Here is a 16,756-nt window from a genome sequence, read left to right on the forward strand (position 1 = left end):
CAGTTTAGTTTACCATATTTCATGAGCTTTTAAAAGTTTTTTTATACAATTTTCTTTCATCTGAAAAAAATTTGAGAGCAGATTAGTCAAAATGCCAATGACTTTCTGCTGCTTTTTTGACAGACCGTTATAGCCTGAACGCCGCTCAAAAAACTGTCTTTTCTTTTCGTTTTGCTGTTTTTTTGATAAACTAAGCTTATGACTATTATAACAAGATATATCGAGCAGCTTCATCTGGACGATTTGGCTGTTGATGCCCTTTCCAAGCTGGTCTCCTTGCTGCTCTTGCTGCTTTTATTTTTAATTAGCAAACGAATCCTGTCCCATATCCTAAACCAGACGATTGGCAAATCGCTGTCTTTTATACGTCAGAACAAAGCCCGACAGCAGACCATTGTTAAGCTGTCAAACAATATCATGAATTATGGGCTTTATTTTCTTCTCCTTTACTGGATATTAACAATTTTAGGAGTCCCGGTTTCCAGCCTCTTGGCCGGAGCAGGGCTCGCCGGCCTGGCAATCGGTCTTGGAGCTCAGGGCTTTCTCTCAGATGTGGTCAACGGTTTTTTTATTCTTCTGGAAAACCAGTATGATGTCGGCGATTCTGTCGAAATTGGCTCAATTACAGGCAATGTTGCTGATCTTGGTATCCGTACAACTCAGGTTCGCGGGTTTGACGGGACGCTCCACTTTATACCTAATCGAGAAATTTTGCTTGTCAGCAACAAATCGCGCGGCAATATGCGGGCACAGATTGATATTCCGATTTATGCTCATACTAATCTGGAAAAAATCACTGATATCATAGAAACGGTCAACAAAAAACAGCTGCAAAACTACCCGGAAATCGTCGACAGTCCAGTAATTCTGGGGCTGCAAACCAATCAAGCCGAACAATTGGTTTTTCGCATTCACATCTTTGTTCAAAATGGCCAACAAAATCGAATCTACTCCGTTTTTTACGGTTTTTATCAAGAAGCTTTGATTGCAGACGGCATTCAGCTGCCAACAATTAACACTTTTAAAGACCAGCCTCTTCCAACCTCTAAAGGCTGACAGGCTTATCAAAAATAGGACAGGCCCTATGATTATAAGGTCTGTCCTTTTTATCTCAAAATTTCCGAATCGGATCTTGACTGTACTGAGCCCGCGCTCCGCCTATCAATTTAGGACGGCTGGCAAGCGCTGTCACATGGGCTCCCCCCAACTCACGTTCCAGAGGGATAAGTGGGACTTGTACACGCTTAACATGCATCCCGATTGATGTATCACCGATATCAAGCCCAGCATAAGCAGTCACTTCCTCCACTTCAACAGGATCAGTCATAAATTTAAAAGCTGCAAGCTGTCCGCTTCCGCCAGCATGAACTGTCGGCAGAACATTGACAATCTCCAGGCCCTTGCTTTCTGCTGCTGCACGCTCAACAACCAGAGCGCGGTTAATATGCTCACACCCCTGCACCGCCAAATACACACCGGATTTGGCAACCTCTTCCAGAATGGTTTTAACGATGATTTCACCAATCTCAAGATTGGAATTCTTTCCAATCAAACCGCCGGCAACCTCACTAGAAGACAAGCCTAAAACAAAAATCTGGTCTTTTTTAATCGCACTGCGCTCAATAATGTCAGCTGCAATGCGTCTGGTTTCCTTTTCCAGTATATTCAAATCCATAGATAAAACTTCCTCTCTTAATAACTGGCAGCAGCCATACCTATCGCTTCCCAGAGCGTCTATAGGCCAGATAGGTAAAGCCGCCGGCCGACAGCCCCAGAATATTCTGAGCAATATTGCCCCAGATTCCTGCCCAGGCAGCACCCCAGCCATAGCCAAGCAGCAAAGCTGCTGCAAAATAAGAGCCTACCATAGCAACACCGGCCAACAAGATTCCCAGCAACCGTTTCTTCCCTTTCCAGCCAGCAAAGAAGCCCTGAAGGCCGTGGGCTATTAAACTATAGATCATATAGTGAGGATAACCAAGCAAAAGGTCAATTAAAAAACCTGACAGCCCGCCCACAACTGCTCCTGACTGCGATCCAAGATAGAAGGCTGTGAAGTATATCCCCGTATCCAATAAAGTCAAATAGCCTGTCGGTGTCGGCAGGTGAATATAGGCTAAAACGACACTTAAAGCTGTTAACACAGCCAAAACCGCTAATTCTTTTGTCTTATTTTTCCCCATAATACGGCACCACCCCATATTCATTTGCGTGTGTAATAGCATGATAAACAAAAGCTTTGGCCTTTTTTACAGCCTCAGGAAGATTGCTTCCAAAAGCCAGCTGAGCCGCAATACTGGCCGCGAAAGTACAGCCGGCACCGTTATTATTATGATTAAGCAAAGGTGTGCTGAACTCCTGCATATTTTCACCATCATAAACTATATCTGTAGCTAAGGGAGAGGCTAGCCTTGTTCCTCCCTTTATTACCACATTTTCAATCCCCAGCTGGTACAAGAAGTAAGCGGCATTCTGCATATCAGCTAAATTCCTGATAGACTGACCAGATAAGATTTCAGCTTCATGAAGATTAGGAGTTACTGCAGTAACATAAGGAAAAAAATCACGCAAGATATCCCGCATATCAGCCACTTCTTTATCACTGTTTTCTTTAAACACAAGGACTGGATCCAAAACTATTTTGGCAGGAGCTTGCTGTTTAATAAAATCCAAAACAGCAGCCGCAATCTCTTCAGTTGGGAGCAGGCCGATCTTAATAACCGAAAAAGGGATATCTGCAAGGCTTTTCAGCTGCTTCTTAAAAACTGTCAAATCTGTCGGAATAACCTCTAGCTGCCCCTCCTCCACACTAGTCATACAGGTCTGAGCGACAAAGGCAAAAAGGCAATATTGCGAAAAAGTGGCTAAATCAGCCTGCAGGCCTCCGCCACTGAGGATATCACTGCCTGCTATTGTTAAAATATAATTATTCTTCATAAATAATCTCCTTCAGATAAAGACCATTCCCCGCCGCAGTCGGTCCGGCCAAGGTGCGATCCTTTGTTTCCAAAACAGTCTTAATCTGACTGACAGGCATCCTGCCCGTTCCGATTTTAAGTAAGGTCCCCACCATATTGCGTACTTGTTTATAAAGAAAACCGTCACCGGAAAAGGTAAAAACCAAAAGATTTTTATCTTTGTCAAAGCGAAGCTCAGCCACTTTTATAGTACGAACCTTATTGACCACACTGCTGCCAGCAGCGGTAAAGCCAGTAAAGTCATGCGTTCCAAGCAAATCTGGGATGGCCTCTTCCATAAGCGCAAGAGTCAGCGGATAGGGAAAGTGGGTAGCATAGTGACGCAGCAAAGGGTTTTTAGGCCGGCCTATATCTACAAGAAATTCATAAGTTTTATAATGCTTATTATAGCGAGCATGAAAAGCCTCTGAAACCTCTTGAACACTAATCACATCAATATCATCCGGTGTTTGTGTATCCAGTCCGAAACGCAGTTTTTCAAGATCACGCGCCTGCGGTAAATCAAAATGAACGACCTGACCGTAAGCATGAACACCAGCATCCGTACGCCCAGCGCCATGAACAACAACAGCCTGTCCGCTGTTTAAGCGCTGCAGTGTCTTCTCAAGTTCCTCCTGGACTGTCCGCTGCTGCGGCTGGCGCTGAAAACCAGAAAAATCTGTCCCGTCATATGAAATAATCGCCTTATATCGTATCATGCCATTATTTTATCATTTCTCGGCACAGGACTCTAGGATAGATTACAGAAACTGTCCCCAGACAGATCGATCAGCAGCCAGTAAAACCGGAAGTTCTCCCAGCAATTTCACTAAAATAAAGATGCCCCGGATGATTAGCCTACAGCCTAAGACCTAATCGTAAAACCTAAGATAAAATATCGCTCTTATACAGCCTTGTTTAAAATAGCACTATCTGATCACCAATCAAAAAAGAAGAGGTGACCTCGGCTTTAATCCGAGAGTGTTCAGTCCTCTTCTTTTTAAATTGTTATCATTCAAATCTCTTCAAAAGCATCTTTCATTTTATCAAAGAAGCCTTTTTTCTTGGGGTGGACCTTATCCCCCCCAGCTGCTGCAAAAGCTCTCAAAGCTTCTTTTTGAGCATCATTTAGTTTATTTGGGGTTACAATATTGACCGTCACATGCTGGTCACCTTGTCCGTTCCCTCTGAGTTTAGGAGCACCTTTGCCTTTCAGACGGAAGGTTTTTCCGGTCTGTGTACCTGCCGGAATAGTCATCTCAACATTCCCATGAACGGTAGGCACTTCAACTGTATCGCCAAGAGCTGCCTGAACAAAACTAATGTCCATCTGATAATAAATCGTTGAACCATTTCGCTCGAATTGACTGCTTGGCAGGACATTAATAATGACAAACAAATCTCCGTAAGGACCGCCGTTAAATCCAGCTTCTCCTTGACCCTGCAGACGAATTTGCTGTCCGGTTTCGACACCGGCAGGAATTTTCACAGACACTTTATGCGTCTGTGTCTGATGGCCTGTTCCATGACATGTTGCACAAGGCTCTTTAATTTCTTTACCGGTTCCATGGCAGACATCACAAGTCACCTGCCGGCGCATCATTCCAAGAGGAGTTTGCGTATCAACATTGATAACACCTGAACCGTGACACTTCGAACAAGTCACCGGACTTGTTCCCGGCTTAGCACCTGTCCCTGCACATGTTGCACAGGAAGACTCTCTATTGTAGCTGACTTCCTTCTCAATTCCAAAGACAGCTTCCTCAAACTGAAGATTAAGACGGTACTGCAAATCATCTCCCTGACGGGGAGCAGAAGGATTGCGGCTGGTTCCGCCGCCAAAGAAACTTGAAAAGATATCTTCAAAACCGCCAAAGCCGCTGCTGTCAAAGCCACCAAAGCCGCCGGCATCTCCGCCAAAACCGCCTTGGGCACCAGCAGAGCCGTATTGGTCGTAATTAGCACGTTTTTGCGGATCTCCCAGAGTTTCATATGCCTCTTGAATATCTTTGTATTTTTGCTCAGCACCAGCTTCTTTATTTATATCCGGATGATATTTCTTGGACATCTTGCGATAAGCTTTTTTTATCTCATCCTGAGAAGCATCCTTTGATACCCCTAAGCGTTCATAAAATTCAGTATTATTCATATTTATATCCTTTATTCAAAAACAGAGGTTGCTGCTTTTTCTCAACCTCTGATTTATATGATTGATTTTATGGCGTAAAAAGCAATTCACTGATTCTGTAGTTTAACATTTTTCAGACTTCTCTCAGTCAAAGCAGGCTGTCTTTTCGACAGCAATGCCAATCCAAGGACAGCCCGCATTTTATTAAATCCTCAAACAGGCCGTGAGATCTTTTCACAGCCTGACAAGGAAAACCACTGAGTAAAAACGTTAAACTAGCTGAGTAAAACCTTATTTTTCAGTGAACTCGCCATCAACAACATCATCGTCGCCGCTCTTATTATCTGAAGCTCCTTCTGTTTGGTTGCCGTCTGCTTCTGCTTGAGCTTGCTGAGCCGCTGCTGCTTGTTCATAAAGTTTCACTGCTAAAGCTTGTGATTTTTCATTAAGCGCTTCTAGCTTAGTTTTCATGTCATCCAGATTTCCGGATTCTTGAGCCGCTTTTAATTCATCAAGGGCAGACTGAGCAGCGTCGCGTTCAGTGTCAAAACCTTTGCCTTCAGTTTCCTTAATCGTTTTTTCAGTCGCAAAGATAGCCTGATCCACTTCATTTTTAAGATCGACTTCTTCTTTGCGCTTAGCATCTGCTTCAGCGTTCGCTTCAGCATCCTTCATCATGCGGTCAATCTCTTCTTCACTTAAGCCATCATTAGACTTAATGACAATGTGTTGTTCTTTTTGTGTTCCAAGATCTTTAGCTTTTACCGAAACAATCCCGTTTTTATCAATATCAAAAGTCACTTCAATTTGTGGTACACCGCGAGGAGCAGCCGGAATATCAGTCAGCTGGAAGCGGCCAAGTGTTTTATTATCTGCGGCCATAGGGCGTTCCCCTTGAAGCACGTGAATATCCACTGCAGGCTGATTGTCTGCTGCTGTAGAGAAGACTTGTGATTTAGACGTTGGAATAGTTGTGTTGCGGTCAATCAGTTTTGTGAACACACCGCCCATTGTTTCAATACCCAGTGACAGCGGAGTAACATCAAGCAGGACGACATCTTTTACATCACCTGTAATCACACCGCCTTGAATAGCAGCCCCCATAGCAACAACTTCATCAGGGTTAACAGACTTATTAGGCTCTTTGCCTGTTTCTGCTTTAACAGCTTCAACAACTGCAGGGATACGTGTTGATCCGCCGACAAGGATAACTTCGTCAATTTCAGACAATGACAGCCCAGCATCGGAAAGTGCTTGACGAACCGGTGTTTTAGTCCGTTCAACCAAGTCACTTGTTAAATCGTCAAATTTAGCACGCGAAAGATTTGTTTCCAAATGCAGAGGGCCAGCTTCACCAGCGGTGATAAACGGCAGGCTGATTTGCGTTTGTGTTACTCCTGATAAATCCTTTTTAGCTTTTTCAGCAGCATCTTTCAGACGTTGAAGAGCCATCTTGTCTGCTGCTAAATCAATACCGTTTTCTTTCTTGAATTCTTCAACCAAGAAATCAATAATTTTTTGGTCGAAGTCATCTCCGCCCAGTTTATTATCTCCGGCAGTGGCCAACACATCAAAAACACCGTCTCCTAACTCAAGAATTGAGACGTCGAAGGTTCCTCCGCCTAGGTCAAAGACTAAAACTTTTTCATCTTTATCTGTCTTATCAAGGCCGTAGGCAAGGGCAGCTGCAGTAGGTTCATTGATAATACGTTCTACCTCAAGTCCTGCAATTTTACCGGCATCTTTTGTGGCTTGACGCTGTGCATCGTTAAAGTAAGCAGGAACCGTAATAACAGCTTTGTCTACCTTTTCTCCAAGATAATCTTCGGCATAACCTTTAAGATACTGTAAAATCATAGCTGAAATTTCTTGCGGTGTGTATTCTTTCCCATTAGCCGCAACTTTTTCCGAGGTTCCCATTTTAGATTTAATGGAAAGAACAGTTTCCGGATTTGTAACCGCCTGCCGTTTAGCAGCATCTCCTACAATGATTTCACCGTTTTTAAAAGATACTACTGAAGGGGTCGTACGATTGCCTTCCGGATTTGCAATAATTTTACTTTCAGTTCCTTCAAGAACTGCTACCGCTGAGTTAGTTGTTCCTAAGTCAATACCAATAATTTTAGACATAAATACATTACCAAGAACCAGCCAAATACAGATTTTCGCAATCCGGCTTATCAAGAAAACGGCAAAGACCGACTCTCTAGGTTCTCTTTCCTTTCAATTTTTCTATTTCTTTTTACTTATAGTTTTATGACATTGCGGTCGAATAGCCAAAGCCTCAAATCAAAAACAATAGCTCAGCACAGCAAACTGCTGCCCCTTGCTTTTTTTTATAGAAGACTTCTTAGTTATAAACAATGACCATAGCTGGCCTGAGCAAACGTTCATGCAGTTTGTAACCCTTTTGCAGAACCTCTGCAACAGTATCGGCCGGATGCTCATCATCTGCCGGCAAAGTTTGAACGGCCATATGGAAATTGTGGTCAAATTGGCCAACCTCAACTTCTTCCACGCCTTCTTCTTTCAAAGCCTGCAGCAGGCTTTCCTGAACCATTTCAAGTCCCTTTTTAACATCATCTGTCAGCCCTTCTACGGCCAAAGCACGCTCAAGATTATCCAAGCTTGGTAAGATAGCCTTTGCTAAATCTTGAGAGCGGTAGCGCTGCAAATTTTGCCGTTCCTCATTTGCCCGACGCTGAACATTTTGCATTTCTGCGTGAGCACGCAGGTATTTATTCTCAAAATCCTCTGCCCGCTCATTGGCCAGTTGCAGTTCCGACTTTTCAGGAGTTTCCTCCGCAGTTTCCTGTACTGAATCATCGGTCACTGTATCTGCTGCTTCAGCCTCTTTTTCAACTTCTTCATTTTTTACATCTTCTGCCAAGATTTCAACCTCTCTCTTTCTACTTAATTAACCTCGTAATGATTGCTGTTGAGGTAGCGGTAATAATCGCCCAGTTTCATAACTAAGACACGGCCAATCACATTAACCAAACTGACACTTCTTCGATAATCCATGTCAATCGGGCCGATTAAAGCCAACAGACCGAAACCTCTATAAGGAATCAGATATTTGTGTGTTAAAACCGTAACATCAGCCAAAGCAGCTTCTTTACTGTCACCAACCTGAACACTGCCCATCTCATCTTCCTGTATACTGCTGCGCAAAGCAAGTGCAACACGCTGCGGATCATCCAGAAACTGATACGTTTTTAGCTCTGCATATTCCAGTGAGTTAACTTTACCGCTCACAAAAACAGACTCTTTGAATAACTCAGCAAAAATATAATCAAACAGATCTAAAACATTATCAGTCACAGTAAAGTACTTTTGCACAATCTGCGGAATCTCTGTTCTTAATTTGTAGTGGATATCCATAACTGACCGGTCAAGCAGGCGCTCGTCCACAATTTCCTTTAAGATTAGCAAATCGCGTTTCAGAAAATTTTTGGGAATAGCAAACTGTACTGTGGCAGGCTTTGATTCATCGAGCGTTAAAATTGCCAGAGCATCATGGTTGCTTAGCTGGACAATCTCAAAGCCCGTCAGCTTCTGTCTGGCCGGTTCCACATCAAGCACGACAGCAGTATACCCTGTCATTTCTGACAAAACATGACTGGCCCGCTGTAAGAGATCTTCCAGTTTGAAAGCCTCAAAATCAAATGCTTTAACAACCCGGTAAACATCTTGCTCATTAACACTGTCAAAACTGAGTGAGTGTTCGACAAAATACTTAAAACCAGCTGGGCTGGGCATACGACCGCTTGAAGTATGAGCTTTTTCAAGCAAACCTAATTTTTCAAGCTTGGCCATATCATTTCTAATTGTCGCGCTGCTTGAATCAATAAGTGTCTGCAGTTTTTTGGAGCCAATAGGTTCATGAGTTTGAGTAAACATTTCAATAATAAGATTTAAAATATCATTTTGCCGCGGAGTAATCACAAACCAATCCCCCTTCCAAATCATTTGGAAATTAGCACTCTTCAAGTAAGACTGCTAACTTATGTCTTTATTATACTCTTTTTAGCAGACCTGTCAAGAAAAAAATGCAAAAATTTAGCACTCTTTTAAAAAGAGTGCTAAATTTTTCAATCGTATTGTGTTAAATCATTTTTTTCAATAACCTGAGTGAGTTTTGAAGCATAATCAGGATCTGTACTAAAGCCGGACCCTTGCAAAGACTGAGCCGGGCCCTTATACCCCTTTAAGGTAGCCATTTGCGTGTAGAGCTTATCTCCCCAAAGATCACCGGATTTCAGTAAATCCAAGTAATCATAAATAGCTTCATCCCAGGAATGATAAATTTTAAACCGCACATTTTGTTCTTGCCAAACATTATCTATATATAATTCATCTTTTAACAGCACTGAATTATCACCGGCCTGCGCTCTGATACCAAATAAATTATGATATTTGACTGCCAGCAAATCCCTACCATAATCCGAAGCTAAAACAGCCTGACCAAGAACAAGCGAAGGACGTAAACCATAAGATGCAGCCGCCGTCTGAACAGTAGGAGCTATTTCTTTAATAAATTCTTCTTTTGTATAAGCAACAGCCTGTTTTTGTCTGCTGTCAGGAATATTGTCCCGCAGTGACAAAGGCAGTGGAACAGTCAAGATAAAAAGTAAAACAAAAGCAAGAAAGTATCTGAGAGAAAGCCGTCTTCTCAATTAATCACGCTCCTTTAACAAAGCAATATATTCTTCTAAACAAAGATTATTTTTTGTCATATACCGAGCGGATTCGGTCCCGACATACCGAAAGTGCCAGTCCTCATAGCCCACTCCTGTAAAGCTTGTTTTTTCTTCAGGAAAACGCAAAACAAAACCGTAATCAGGCGCAAGCTCAGCTATTTGGGCTACTACATCAGGGTCACTGGCATTTAAATAATCTACCGTACTCATATCAATGGCCAGACCTGTTTGATGCTCACTGGCCCCAGCAGGCTGAGAGTAGGTTTTGACTAGTTCTTCAGCCTGACTTTGGGTTAAACTGGGGTCGTCAGCCCGCTCTTGGCTGACATAGTTATCAAACAGTTCTTCCTGATAGGCTACACTGCGATAACCCGATATAAGATGTTCACTGCTGTCAACCGCCTGAGCGGCCGCCAAAAATTCCCGAACATTGTCTGCAATACGGGAGTCAACCGCTACACCATCAACTTCAGTCAAACTCGGATTCATTTCAGCAGTAATGTTGTCACGATTAACAAGAACCAATTCCCAGTCATCTGCCGACACATCAGGTAAAGCAGCAACTGTCTGTTCTTTGCTGGCAGCAACTGATGATGAAGAACTTGAAGTCAGTGGGCCGTCTTTACTCTCCTCCTGATAATTGAAGAGATAAACAGTCATAGCCGCAACCGCTAACACTATCAGAAATAATGTAAAAGTCAGTAAATTTCTTTGTTTCATGCGTTTTCTACGTCTTCTAAGATCTTTCTTCCTATTTGCCGGTAAGACATATCACCAACGGTCTCAAGTATAAACCGGCCGTCCTCATAATTAGCAACAGTAACCGAACCATTATCCAGAGAAAGCCGTGGCTGATTAGGTTCCACCAGCCAGGCAAAGGTATTGATGGTCATACCATGACTGACAACAATAGCATTGCCGCCGCCTTGCTCCTCCATTTTTACAGCAATCGCTTCAAATCCATCATAAATCCTTTTTCGCAGAACAGGCCAAGGCTCTGCCCAGTTAGCAGTATCTACTTCAACAAGACTTTCAGCCAGCTCAGGATAAGGAACATCCTTCATATCACGGCCATTTTCAAAGGCCTTAGTCCTAGGCAGTACGCCATAGAAAAGCTCTCCGTCATAACCGCCGTCTAAACTGCCGAAACACCACTCCCGAATGCGCTTATCACGGGTGTAGGGAATCTTCTCCTGCTGGCATTCTTTTAAAATAATTTCCATGGTTTGCATGGTCCGCCCCGAATCACTTGAAAAGGCCGCATCAAATACTATTCCAGCTTCCTTCAAACCGATACCAAGCTCCCGAATACCGTGCTCCCCTTGTGCAGTCAGGGGTGTATCACTCCAACCTTGGGCTCGCCCGATAGTGTTAAACATCGTTTTCCCATGACGGGCAATATAGAGTTTTACTTTTTTCATATCCCTTCCTCCGATAACTCTGCTTTTCATTATAACATGAAATGAAAACACTTGCAAAATCTGCAAGTGTATCTTTTAATTTTTAAAACTATGAATCGGAGCCGGAATCTGACCGCCGCGGGCAATAAAGTCAGAAGCAGAAGCCTTATTGACTCCCATAACCGGAGCTGCCCCCAAGAGACCGCCGAATTCCAGTATGTCTCCCTCTTTTCCTTTAGGAATAACGCGTACAGCTGTCGTTTTTTGGTTAACGACTCCGATTGCAGCTTCATCTGCAATCATTGCAGCGATAGTCTCATGAGGTGTATCTGCCGGAACCGCAATCATATCTAAACCGACCGAACAAATAGCTGTCATTGCCTCCAGCTTCTCCAAGTTTAGAGAACCGTTTTCTACTGCTGCAATCATCCCTTCATCTTCAGAAACCGGGATAAATGCTCCTGACAGACCGCCAACCTGATTGCAGGCCATAACGCCGCCCTTTTTCACCTGATCATTAAGCAATGCAAGCGCCGCTGTTGTGCCATGAGCACCAACAGTTTCAAGCCCCATCTCCTCCAGTACACGTGCAACCGAATCGCCAATCGCAGGAGTAGGAGCCAGCGATAAATCAACAATACCAAACTTCACACCTAAGCGCTCTGAAGCCATTTGACCGACAAGCTGTCCAATACGTGTAATTTTAAAAGCTGTTTTTTTCACTGTCTCAGCTAATAGGTCAAAACTTTCTCCCCGCACTTTTTCTAAGGCACGCTTGACCACACCAGGGCCTGATACTCCGACATTAATAACAACATCCGCTTCACCGACACCATGAAAAGCACCAGCCATAAAGGGATTATCTTCAACGGCATTAGCAAAAACAACCAATCTGGCAGCCCCTGAATCAGATAAGCGAGCTGTTTCTTTAATTACACGGCCCATATCGCCGACAGCCGTCATATTGATGCCGGATTTACTCGAAGCAATATTGACAGAAGCACAGACTTTGCTGGTCTCAGCCAAAGCAGGAGCAATGGACTGAATTAAAATCTCATCGCCTTTTTGGTAACCTTTCTGTACCAGAGCAGAAAATCCGCCGATAAAATCAACACCAATCTCATGAGCTGCTTTGTCAAGTGCTTTGGCAATAGGGACATAATCTTTGGCAGATGTTGCTGCCCCAATCAAAGCAATAGGGGTCACAGATACACGCTTGTTAACGATAGGAATGCCTAGTTCAGCAGCAATTTCATCACCGACCGTTACAAGTCTCGCTGCCTTTGTAACAATCTTTTGATAAATCTTTTCAGCCGCACGCTCTATATCTGAATCAATGCAGTCCAGCAGGGAAATCCCCATGGTGATGGTTCGAATATCAAAATTCTGTTCTTCAATCATTTCAATAGTTTCAGTAACCTGCTTAATATTCATTCTTACTTACCTACTCCTAACTCACAAATTATGCATAGCGTCAAAAATCGCTGAACTCTGAATATTGATTTTGACATTTAAATCATCGCCGAGTGCTTCCAGTTCCGAACGCAGCACAGTAAAATCTTTTTTCTCTTCTGATGAGACGAGCATCATCATTGTAAAAAATTCATCCAAGACTGTTTGTGTAATATCATCAATATTCAAGTCTAATTCTGCAATTTTGGTTGAAACTCCGGCGACAATTCCAGTTTTATCTTTCCCAACGACCGTAATGATTGCTTTCATGTCTGAACCTCCGTTTATAATGTTTTCATTTTAACATATTTTCATGACTTATTCTATGTTTTCTGTCTTTTCAGAAAAAGGGCTTGGTTTTAGTTTAGCCTTACTGCTATCTTGATATAAAAGACCTCCTTCTTAAGGCTGACAGTTTTATCATCATTAAGCAAAAACCCATCTGCCAGACAGCTATTCGCTTCAGCAGATGGGGATAAGACAAAAACATATTATTTATCGCCAGTAAACAGAGAGACAACGGCGATAACAATAACAGCTCCTAAAATAGAAGGAATAAGGTGCATACCTGCCAGAGCCGGACCCCAAGCACCAAATAAACTTCGTCCAACAAACGAACCTAACAGTCCAGCAGCTATATTAGCCAAGCAACCCATTGAACTGCCTTTATTTGTAATCCCTCCGGCAACCATTCCGATAAAAGCTCCGATAAGTAAAGACCAAATCATACCATCCTCCTTTTCTATTTATTATAGCATAAGACCATGTTATAATAAAAAAATTTAAGAATTCTTTGTATTTTTTCAAAAAAAATGGTAAACTAATATTAGTCTATAAACTAACGAAGGAGGGCTTGCTATGTTCTCAGCCAAAAAATTAAAAGAAAGACGGCAGCAGTTCCAGCTGACTCAAGCCTACTTGGCAAAAGAGCTAAGCATCTCCAGACCGTCTTATTGCAATTGGGAGAAGGGTAAAACTAAGCCTAATCAAAAAAATCTTAAAAAATTATCGGAGCTTCTAGACGTTGCACCCAGCTATTTTTTATCTGAACATGATATTGTAGCAGTTTATACACAGCTAAATCAAAACAATAAGGATAAAGTAATGGATTATTCACAAAATTTGCTTGCAAAACAAAATAAAGTAACAGACTTGGCGCAGCCTAAACGCTACCCTTACAAAGTATTTGAAAAACTATCAGCCGGTTCAGGCTTTGCTTACTTTGGAGATGGCAATTTTGATACTGTTTTTTATGATGAAGAAATTGATCATGATTTTGCTTCTTGGGTTTTTGGAGATTCCATGGAACCTACCTTTTTAAATGGTGAGGTTGCTCTTATAAAGCAAACCGGCTTTGATTATGACGGTGCTATTTATGCGGTAGAATGGGATGGACAGACTTACATCAAAAAAGTCTACCGCGAAGAAGACGGGCTGCGTTTGGTGTCTATTAATAAACGCTATGCAGACAAATTCGCCCCTTACGATGAAAATCCGCGGATTATCGGACTAATAGTGGGAAACTTTATGCCCTTGGAGAATTAACAATCTGCCATCTTGCTTGATTAATCTTCAGAGACTGTAAAACGTATTGGGATCGAACCAACGCTCGCTGATATCCCCTTGAAAAAGATACATAGCTTGTACTCACCATCTATTCAAGCGCCTATGACAAGCAGACAGGCTTTTCAATAGTCATGCGGCCCGCAGCGGGCCGCATGACTATTTTTATTTTGGACTGTTTACGGGGTGAAATAACCGCCTGAATATCAGAGTTTTCACTGCCACCAAAAGTAATAGTATCACTTAAAATCTTTAAACAGAGGCTGAAGTTTTTTTATCATTTTTTGCCGCCCAGCAAAACGTTCTCCACGTAAGAGTTTTTGAAACATTTCACGCTCTTCTTTCCCATCTAAGCTATTCTCTACCTCCTGAATGACTTCTTTATAGGCAACGTAATCGTCTAATGCTAAACTTTTATCGCTCACACAATGCCCTATGTCGCTAATTTCCTCATAAACCATTTTGTTAAATTTCCGTTTATAACTTTCCTGCTGACGAATAACATCTTTCAAATAGTTAGAAAATTTGGTTTTAAAATAGACGTACAATTTCAGTTCATCATAGTATAGATCCGGGTGTTCATACAAAAGGCTGAACAGGACGATATCTCCTTCCTGCAGCCAGTCATTATAGTCCCACAAATGGATGTGATAACTGCGTTTTAACTTTAAAATAATCGGCCTAACTTTTTTACATAAACTGTCAAATTCATCTTCCCGCATACAGAACCACTCCTTTAACTAAGATAAGCATAGTATAAATAATTGCATACAAAAAGAACATGACATTTTTGTCATATTCCCAGAATATAGCCGAAGCAGCAATAAAGTATATTTTTGATACAGCAGTATTCCTGCCAGTCCTTACTTGTTCCTTAGTAAAAACTGGTTAAGAGGAATAAACATCCAGACTTTCTTGGCTCACTAAAAAACAGAGAGACAAAACCAGTAACTCTCATAGGTTTTTAAGAATCTGGTCAGCTGTAATGATTTCAGTTCAGACTTGAAAAGCAGAGAGTGGAGAGAAAGCAATTTTTCGTAAAATCGCAATCTTTGTCCCCTTCTCTCTTTTTATTATTTCCATAAATCAACCTATTAGAAATTTTTGTTCGGGCGTTTTTGAAAGGTATTTTCTTTTTTGTGGTGCTGACCATATTGCATCGAAATCAATGTCATCAGCAAATCGTGAGTTGAAATCAACAAATAATTTTTCTTTTTTTGTATCCCAACCACGTGCAATATCGTGAAAATAAGTATTGTGTTTAAAAGCTGGAATTTCATACAGGTCACGAGCATAGCCCCAGATATTGGTGTATTCGGAAATTCGCTTCTTAATTGGACCTAAATTTCGATAGTAGTGTGTATCAAAGCGTGCTAAAGTGACAAAAAAGCGCACATCACTGTCTGTAACATAATCACCAAATAAAAATCTATTATTCTCCAATCGTTTTTCAAGCACATCTAAAGTTGTGAAAAAATCATCGAATGCTTCCTCGTAAGCAACTAAGGATTGTGCAAACATCATTCGATAAACGCCATTGTTAACAAATGGAAAAAGAACATTATCATTCAAATTATCAATATCAGCACGCAATTCTTCTGGGTAGAGATTAGGGGCATTTACTTTTTGGAATGGTTTAAAGTTAACTTCTAAATAATTAGTCAATCGATGATAATCATTATTAACAACTGTATAAGTTTCTAAATCTACAAGAGCTGGTACAGTTGTACGACCAGTATAGTCTGGATCGGCACGATAATAAAATTCAGACAAGAATTCGGCTCCTGTTGTTGGATCAACTTGGTTTTCATAAGCAGCAAAATCCCATCCATATCGGCGTTTTTCCGGGTCTTTGTAATCGTGTCCGACAATTGTAACAGAAATGGCATCTTCCAAACCTAATAATTCTCGAACAATAGATGCACGATTCGACCAGTGACATCCTTTTGCCCAATATAAATGATAGCGTCCTTTTTCTGCCTTCAATTGGCCCTCACCGTCTCCAAATGGTCTTGTAAAATGGTTTGGTTGACGTTGAAAAGCACCGCGTTCATCAATTTCCGTTTTCGTTTCAACGGGGCGGGTTTTTATTTCTACTGGTTTGATATTAGGATTTGTATAGTTTGGCATAATATTTCTCCTCGTAAAATAAGTTTATGGGGATTTTTCTATCCCAAGTTTTTAATCATTGTTATAACGTTAACTTGACTATTGCAAGGTTTTCCAGAACAATAGAGTCATGGAATGGACTCATGGTTGTTTCTTTCTCTCCTTGTTGCTTAGACTTCATTTTAAAGTCTGTTACCCAAGCCTTGTCCCTACTTCCAACACACTAGCTGTTTCCACTAAGCTCACTTCTGTACCTAGTAGGGTACAGGCGGCAGCTGAGCCAGTGACTAGAATTCTCTTATGCGAGGCTGTTGGTGCAAGGTGTTTCTGGGGAACCTTACAGTAGTCAAGAAAACTTCCAAATCCAATTGAAAGGAGACCTTCCAAATGAAATGTTTTGTCGGTTTAGACGTTAGCTCTACCAAACTTGATGTCTGTGTCATG

General features: G+C 41.8%; 17 protein-coding genes and 1 pseudogene. 2 read left to right on the forward strand and 16 right to left on the reverse strand.

The window, feature by feature from the left end:
• Positions 1-198: 198 nt before the first annotated feature.
• Complete coding sequence (locus AB3329_RS08930; protein WP_368395641.1) at positions 199-1,056, forward strand: mechanosensitive ion channel family protein; 858 nt, start codon at positions 199-201, stop codon at positions 1,054-1,056.
• Between the two features lie 55 nt (positions 1,057-1,111).
• On the opposite strand, the gene AB3329_RS08935 is transcribed toward AB3329_RS08930, so the two are convergent.
• The 14 genes and pseudogenes from AB3329_RS08935 to AB3329_RS09000 form a co-directional block, all read right to left on the reverse strand.
• Positions 1,112-1,675: a TIGR01440 family protein gene (locus AB3329_RS08935; protein WP_368395643.1), complete on the reverse strand. Its 564-nt coding sequence runs from the start codon at positions 1,673-1,675 to the stop codon at positions 1,112-1,114.
• A gap of 40 nt (positions 1,676-1,715) precedes the next feature.
• Positions 1,716-2,183 carry an ECF transporter S component gene (locus tag AB3329_RS08940; protein WP_368395645.1) on the reverse strand — a complete coding sequence of 156 codons (468 nt, stop codon included), beginning with the start codon at positions 2,181-2,183 and terminating at the stop codon, positions 1,716-1,718.
• Positions 2,170-2,937 carry a bifunctional hydroxymethylpyrimidine kinase/phosphomethylpyrimidine kinase gene (locus AB3329_RS08945; RefSeq protein ID WP_368395647.1) on the reverse strand — a complete coding sequence of 256 codons (768 nt, stop codon included), beginning with the start codon at positions 2,935-2,937 and terminating at the stop codon, positions 2,170-2,172. The genes AB3329_RS08940 and AB3329_RS08945 overlap by 14 nt, the downstream gene beginning before the upstream one ends.
• Positions 2,927-3,676 (reverse strand): tRNA pseudouridine(38-40) synthase TruA, encoded by a 750-nt coding sequence (gene truA, locus AB3329_RS08950; RefSeq protein ID WP_368395649.1) that lies wholly within the window; start codon positions 3,674-3,676, stop codon positions 2,927-2,929. The genes AB3329_RS08945 and truA overlap by 11 nt, the downstream gene beginning before the upstream one ends.
• Before the next feature lie 296 nt (positions 3,677-3,972).
• The gene (gene dnaJ / locus AB3329_RS08955) at positions 3,973-5,106 is read right to left on the reverse strand and encodes a molecular chaperone DnaJ (RefSeq protein ID WP_368395651.1); all 1,134 of its coding nucleotides are present in this window, start codon (positions 5,104-5,106) and stop codon (positions 3,973-3,975) included.
• A gap of 270 nt (positions 5,107-5,376) precedes the next feature.
• The gene (gene dnaK, locus AB3329_RS08960; RefSeq protein ID WP_368395653.1) at positions 5,377-7,215 is read right to left on the reverse strand and encodes a molecular chaperone DnaK; all 1,839 of its coding nucleotides are present in this window, start codon (positions 7,213-7,215) and stop codon (positions 5,377-5,379) included.
• 220 nt (positions 7,216-7,435) lie between these two features.
• Entirely contained in the window at positions 7,436-7,975 is a 540-nt protein-coding gene (grpE, locus tag AB3329_RS08965; RefSeq protein ID WP_368395655.1) for a nucleotide exchange factor GrpE, read from the reverse strand.
• A 23-nt stretch (positions 7,976-7,998) separates the two neighbouring features.
• Positions 7,999-9,033, reverse strand: a complete 1,035-nt coding sequence (gene hrcA / locus AB3329_RS08970; RefSeq protein WP_368395670.1) for a heat-inducible transcriptional repressor HrcA — start codon at positions 9,031-9,033, stop codon at positions 7,999-8,001.
• Between the two features lie 146 nt (positions 9,034-9,179).
• Positions 9,180-9,764 (reverse strand): glycoside hydrolase family 73 protein, encoded by a 585-nt coding sequence (locus AB3329_RS08975; RefSeq protein ID WP_368395656.1) that lies wholly within the window; start codon positions 9,762-9,764, stop codon positions 9,180-9,182.
• A pseudogene (locus AB3329_RS08980) lies at positions 9,765-10,349 on the reverse strand (M15 family metallopeptidase); the annotation flags it as partial.
• Between the two features lie 155 nt (positions 10,350-10,504).
• The gene (locus tag AB3329_RS08985; RefSeq protein ID WP_368395660.1) at positions 10,505-11,209 is read right to left on the reverse strand and encodes a histidine phosphatase family protein; all 705 of its coding nucleotides are present in this window, start codon (positions 11,207-11,209) and stop codon (positions 10,505-10,507) included.
• 75 nt (positions 11,210-11,284) lie between these two features.
• Positions 11,285-12,622: a PFL family protein gene (locus AB3329_RS08990; protein ID WP_368395662.1), complete on the reverse strand. Its 1,338-nt coding sequence runs from the start codon at positions 12,620-12,622 to the stop codon at positions 11,285-11,287.
• 21 nt (positions 12,623-12,643) lie between these two features.
• Positions 12,644-12,910: an ACT domain-containing protein gene (locus AB3329_RS08995; protein ID WP_368395663.1), complete on the reverse strand. Its 267-nt coding sequence runs from the start codon at positions 12,908-12,910 to the stop codon at positions 12,644-12,646.
• 221 nt (positions 12,911-13,131) lie between these two features.
• The gene (locus tag AB3329_RS09000) at positions 13,132-13,368 is read right to left on the reverse strand and encodes a GlsB/YeaQ/YmgE family stress response membrane protein (RefSeq protein ID WP_368395664.1); all 237 of its coding nucleotides are present in this window, start codon (positions 13,366-13,368) and stop codon (positions 13,132-13,134) included.
• Positions 13,369-13,498: 130 nt separating this feature from the next.
• Between AB3329_RS09000 and AB3329_RS09005 the strand changes: the two genes are divergently transcribed.
• Positions 13,499-14,185 carry an XRE family transcriptional regulator gene (locus AB3329_RS09005; RefSeq protein WP_368395666.1) on the forward strand — a complete coding sequence of 229 codons (687 nt, stop codon included), beginning with the start codon at positions 13,499-13,501 and terminating at the stop codon, positions 14,183-14,185.
• Between the two features lie 257 nt (positions 14,186-14,442).
• Here the strand turns inward: AB3329_RS09005 and AB3329_RS09010 are convergent, their stop codons facing one another.
• Positions 14,443-14,925, reverse strand: a complete 483-nt coding sequence (locus AB3329_RS09010) for a sigma-70 RNA polymerase sigma factor region 4 domain-containing protein (protein ID WP_368395667.1) — start codon at positions 14,923-14,925, stop codon at positions 14,443-14,445.
• 364 nt (positions 14,926-15,289) lie between these two features.
• Positions 15,290-16,333: a glutathione S-transferase C-terminal domain-containing protein gene (locus tag AB3329_RS09015; protein ID WP_368395668.1), complete on the reverse strand. Its 1,044-nt coding sequence runs from the start codon at positions 16,331-16,333 to the stop codon at positions 15,290-15,292.
• Positions 16,334-16,756 lie beyond the last annotated feature (423 nt).

It is taken from the genome of Streptococcus huangxiaojuni (assembly GCF_040930515.1).
In the GTDB taxonomy this organism is placed as follows: domain Bacteria; phylum Bacillota; class Bacilli; order Lactobacillales; family Streptococcaceae; genus Streptococcus; species Streptococcus huangxiaojuni.